This is a genomic window from Streptomyces roseochromogenus subsp. oscitans DS 12.976, from assembly GCF_000497445.1.
Taxonomy (GTDB): Bacteria; Actinomycetota; Actinomycetes; order Streptomycetales; family Streptomycetaceae; genus Streptomyces; species Streptomyces oscitans.
Window position 1 is genome coordinate 8,539,668 of record NZ_CM002285.1, and the last position, 4,549, is coordinate 8,544,216.

Below are 4,549 nucleotides of genomic sequence, written 5' to 3' on the forward strand. Positions count from 1 at the left end.
GGGCTGGCACTGGTACCCGTACGCCTACGCCCGCACCGCCGTCGACGGCGACGGCGCCCCCGTGAAGCCGTTCCCGGCCTGGCTCGGCGAGCTGGGCCGCAGCGCAGCCGAAGCCGCGCTGGGCCCGCAGCAGCCGTACACGTACGACATCGCGCTGATCAACTTCTATGACGGCGACGCCCGTATGGGCATGCACCGTGACAGCGACGAGCGGGCGGACGCGCCTGTGGTCTCCCTCAGGCTCGGCGACACCTGCGTCTTCCGCTTCGGCAACACCGAGACGCGCGCCAAGCCGTACACCGACGTGGAGCTGCGCAGCGGTGACCTGTTCGTCTTCGGCGGGCTCTCCCGGCTCGCCCACCACGGCGTGCCGCGCGTGCACCCGGGCACGGCCCCGCCCGGCCTGGGCCTCGCCGGACGCCTGAACATCACCCTGCGGGTGAGCGGCTTGTAACCGACACCGCAGGCCACCACGGTTGCGGATCATGGGAGACTCGCCCTCATGAGCGGCAAGGCGGAGCCCCGGACAGCGGGGGAGAGGACCACCTCCAGAGCGCGGTTGGACCGAGGGCGCGGCGCGCTCGGACCCGCACTGGAGCTGGTGCACACCGGACGGGCGCCGACCCGCGCCGTACTCACCGCGGAGCTCGGTGTCACCCGGGCGACCGCGGGCGCGGTGGCCGCCGAGCTGGAGGCGCTCGGGCTGATCCGGGTGGACGCCCGGCCGGCCGCCGCGGCCGGCTCCCAGGGCCGGCCCTCGCACCGCCTGGAGGTCGCCGAGGACGGCCCGGTGGCGCTCGCCGCGCAGGTCCACGCCGATGGTTTCCGGGCGGCCCTGGTCGGCCTCGGCGGGCGGATCGTGGCGACCTCGCCCGGCTGCGAGACAGTCGACGCCGACCCGGCGAAGGTGCTCGGCTCGGTCGTCGAGGCGGGCGCGGAACTGCTGCGCACCACCGGCCGCCGCTGCGTCGGCGCCGGACTCGCCGTACCGTCCGCCGTGGCCGAACCCGACGGCCTCGCCCTCAACCCCCTGCACCTGGCCTGGCCCGTAGGCGCCCCCGTCCGCCGGATCTTCGCGGAGTGCGTGCGCGAGGCCGGCATCACCGGGCCGGCCTTCGCGGGCAACGACGTCAACCTCGCCGCGCTCGCCGAGCACCGGCACGGCGCCGGGAGCGGCGCCCGCGACCTGCTGTGCGTGGCCACCGGACACCGGGGCGTCGGCGGCGCCCTGGTGCTGGACGGCCGCCTGCACACCGGCAGTTCGGGCCTCGCCCTGGAGGTCGGCCACCTCACCGTGAACCCGGAGGGCCGGCCCTGCTACTGCGGCAGCCGGGGCTGTCTGGACGTCGAGGCCGACCCGCTGGCCCTGCTGGTCGAAGCCGGCCGCGAGCCGGGCCCCGAGGTGTCCCTGCTCCAGCAGGCCAACGACCTGCTGCGCACCCAGTACGCCGACCCGGCCGTCCGCAGCGCCGCCGAGGCCCTCATCGACCGCCTGGGCCTGGGCCTGGCCGGCCTGGTCAACATCCTCAACCCCGACCGCATCATCCTCGGCGGCCTGCACCGCACCCTCCTGGACGCCGACCCCGACCGGCTGCGCGCCGTCGTCGCCGACCGCAGCCTGTGGGGCCAGAGCGGCGGAGTGCCGATCCTGCCCTGCACCCTCGACCACAACAGCCTCGTCGGAGCCGCCGAACTGGCCTGGCAACCGGTCCTGGACGATCCGCTGGCGGCGCTGCGATGACCGGGGCGCACGAGGAGATCCGGCCCGCTCCGGCCCTGGAGATCCTGCCCGCCGGGCGCATCCGCCTGATCGAGACGGTGCTGCCGGAGCTGTCGGGACGGCACCGCGTACGCCGTTACGCCGAGGCCTGAGCCGTCAGGCTCCACAGCCTCGCCGCAGGCGGCCGCCGCAGATCCGCCCGGCGTACGCACCACCCGATCGCGAACCGCTCCGGCGCCGGATCCGCCGGAAGAACGGTCAGCCGGTCGCGGACCGCGCTGCTCCCCAGCACCAGCCGGGGCACCAGACCCGTGCCGCAGCCGAGGGCGACCAGCGTCAACAGCCCCTCGTGGGCGTCCGGTTCGCAGGCGATGTCCGGCAGTCGGCCGCGCACGACCACTTACGGCGCCGCCCACCGCCCTCTCACGCCCAGTCGGCCGCGAACGCCCGCCCGGGATGCTCCGTGAGGACCCGGTCCACCAGCTCCGCACCCAGCGCCTCTTCCAGCCGGGACCGCACCCGGCGCAGCAGATACGGCATCCCCGGCCCGCCGTCCACCGAGCGGGCCCCGGCGACCACGGTGTCCCCGCCGAGCAGCAGCCGGTCGCCGAACCCGGCGTCCGCCAGGGCCCGTACCGCTTCCGGCATCCGCCAGTCCGTGGCGAAATGGGCGCGGGAGGGCCCGTCGAAGGCCAGCCAGCAGCCGGACGCGGCCGCCTGCCGCTGTACGACCGGGTCGGGGAAGCGGTTCAGATGGCCCAGGATCACCCGGTCACCGGGCACGCCCAACTCGCCGCACAGCAGGTCGAGTACGTCCAGCGCGCCGGTGCCCAGCTCCAGGTGCACGGCGATCGGCGCGCCGGTGGCACGGTGCGCCTCGGCCGCCGCCGTCATGGTCCAGCGGGCGTGCCCGTCGAGCGCGTGAAAGCCGCCCGCCACCTTGATCAGACCAGCGCGCACCCCGGTCGTACCGATGCCCTCGGTCAGTTCGGACACGAACACCTCGGCCAGCCGGCCGCGCAGCGAGCCGAGCAACTCCGTTTCGTAGTGGGCGGCTTGGTGCAGTCCGGTGGCGCAGACCAGGCGCACTCCGGTGGTCCGGGACAGCTCCGGCAGGTCCGTCGCCCGCCGTCCCAGGCCGTACGGCGTCCACTGCACGACAGCCGCTCCACCCGCCGCCCGGAACGCGGCCAGCTCGGCCCGAGCCGCCGGCACGTCGTCCAGCTCCTGGCCCGGCAACTGGCGGCTGCGCAGGAAGAGATGGTCGTGCGCGTCGCACACCCCCAGCTCCGCGGGCCGGATGTCGCCGAGGACCGTGCGGACGCGGCTCACCACTGCCGTCCGCGCGGGAGCCGGTCCCGGCCGGGCGCGGAAAGGTGCAGCACCTGGTAGACATCCCCGTCGGCCTTGCGCGTGTCGCTCTCCCAGAGCGAGAAGTGCACCAGCTCCCACGCGCGCGTGTCCACGGCGGCCGCCGCCAGCACCGCACCGTCCTCGGCCGCCAGCCGCCCGGTCTCAGTCACCGCGTCCGCCATGACGGCGGCCAGCTCCACGCCCTCCGGCACCGGTTGGCGCCGCCGCACGGCGTACGCGGGCGTGGACCCGCTGGCGGCGCCCTCCTCGAACGCCAGGCCGCTCCACTGCCGTATCGCCGGCCGCCCGAAGTCGTCCACGGGCCTCTGGAAGGCGCCTCCCCACAGGAAGTTGTTCATGCCCTCCACGGTGTTCCAGAGATAGAACGGCCCGTACTGGTTCGCCGGCGAGCCGTCCACCCCGCGCTCGCGCAGCAGGTACGTCTTGATGCCGAGGCCGTCCCAGTCGTCCAGCAGATGCCCGACGCGGGCGACGCGGGAGCGGATGACGCCCATGTCGTAGTCCGCGGGCAGGGTGAACTCGTACTGCATGGCGTGCATGTCGTACTTCCCTTCTCGGGTCTCAGGCGGTCCGGGGCGCAAGAAGGGCGAGCAGACCGCGAACACCGGCGTCGAAGGCGGCCGGGGAGCCGGAGGCGCGGGCCAGGACATAGCCGCCCTGCACGGTCGCGAGGACGGCTGCGCTGATCTCCTCGCCGTCCAGCGAAGCCGCGAACTGCCCCTGCCGCTTGCCCTCTTCGACGATCCCGGCGATCCGCTCCCGGATCCACGCGATCGTCTCGTCCACCGGCGCGCGCAGCTCGTCGCTGGCGATCACGTCAGGATCCATGGTCAGCCGGCCCACCGGGCAGCCGCGCAGCACATCGCGCTCGCGCAGCAGATACGCCTCGATCCGCTCGTACGGCGTGCCCGGCCCGCCCAGCGCCCGCTCGGCGGTGACGCGCAACTCCTCGGCGGTGCGCCGGATCGCCGCCAGGGCCAGGTCCGGCTTGCCCTTGAAGTGGTGGTACATGCTGCCCTGGCCCGCGCCCGCGCGCTCCAGGATCGCCTTCGGGCTCGTGCCCACGTACCCGCGCTCCCACAGCAGCTCACGGGTGGACTCGATCAGTCTTTCCGGGGTGCTCATGCACCCAGTGTACATACCAGTAGTTACAGTCGGCCGGTCCGTGCGGAGCAGTGCGCCGCCCACGCCGTACTCCCCGGGAGGTAGCCGCACTGCCGCCGGCCGCACGACGACCCGGACCCCCTGCCGGAGGGAGTCTCGTGGCATCCCCGAAGACGACGAAAAAGACAGACGAAAAAGAGACACGGGAGATGACCTGAGATGCAGACCCTTGCGAGCTGGAACGGCGGGCCCGGCCCGTGGATCCTGTTCTTCCCGCTGATCTGGGCGGCCGTCGTGATCGGCGCCGTCACCGTCCTGCGCCGCACCGCCTGGCGCGGCCGCGGCGGCCCC

Annotated in this window: 7 protein-coding genes and 1 pseudogene; 4 read left to right on the forward strand and 4 right to left on the reverse strand. The window is 74.1% G+C overall.

The window, feature by feature from the left end:
- The 3 genes from M878_RS86630 to M878_RS000000101175 form a co-directional block, all read left to right on the forward strand.
- Positions 1-454, forward strand: a 454-nt coding sequence (locus tag M878_RS86630) for an alpha-ketoglutarate-dependent dioxygenase AlkB family protein (protein WP_023552824.1), incomplete at its 5' end; no start/stop codon positions are given.
- Between the two features lie 48 nt (positions 455-502).
- On the forward strand, positions 503-1,741 hold the full coding sequence (locus M878_RS86635) for an ROK family protein (protein ID WP_031226904.1): 1,239 nt from the start codon (positions 503-505) through the stop codon (positions 1,739-1,741).
- Positions 1,738-1,872 carry a hypothetical protein gene (locus tag M878_RS000000101175; protein ID WP_023552826.1) on the forward strand — a complete coding sequence of 45 codons (135 nt, stop codon included), beginning with the start codon at positions 1,738-1,740 and terminating at the stop codon, positions 1,870-1,872. The genes M878_RS86635 and M878_RS000000101175 overlap by 4 nt, the downstream gene beginning before the upstream one ends.
- On the opposite strand, the gene M878_RS86640 is transcribed toward M878_RS000000101175, so the two are convergent.
- The 4 genes from M878_RS86640 to M878_RS86655 are packed head-to-tail and all read right to left on the reverse strand — an operon-like array spanning position 1,857 to position 4,234.
- Positions 1,857-2,114, reverse strand: a complete 258-nt coding sequence (locus M878_RS86640) for a LysR substrate-binding domain-containing protein (RefSeq protein WP_342452737.1) — start codon at positions 2,112-2,114, stop codon at positions 1,857-1,859. The genes M878_RS000000101175 and M878_RS86640 overlap by 16 nt on opposite strands.
- 29 nt (positions 2,115-2,143) lie before the next feature.
- Positions 2,144-3,052 (reverse strand): phosphotriesterase family protein, encoded by a 909-nt coding sequence (locus M878_RS86645; RefSeq protein ID WP_031226906.1) that lies wholly within the window; start codon positions 3,050-3,052, stop codon positions 2,144-2,146.
- Positions 3,049-3,633: a DUF4865 family protein gene (locus M878_RS86650; protein ID WP_023552829.1), complete on the reverse strand. Its 585-nt coding sequence runs from the start codon at positions 3,631-3,633 to the stop codon at positions 3,049-3,051. Before M878_RS86650 ends, M878_RS86645 begins: the two co-directional genes overlap by 4 nt.
- A 22-nt stretch (positions 3,634-3,655) precedes the next feature.
- On the reverse strand, positions 3,656-4,234 hold the full coding sequence (locus M878_RS86655) for a TetR/AcrR family transcriptional regulator (protein WP_031226907.1): 579 nt from the start codon (positions 4,232-4,234) through the stop codon (positions 3,656-3,658).
- A 183-nt stretch (positions 4,235-4,417) separates the two neighbouring features.
- Between M878_RS86655 and M878_RS000000100550 the strand changes: the two are divergent.
- Positions 4,418-4,549: pseudogene (locus M878_RS000000100550) on the forward strand (SHOCT domain-containing protein); the annotation flags it as partial.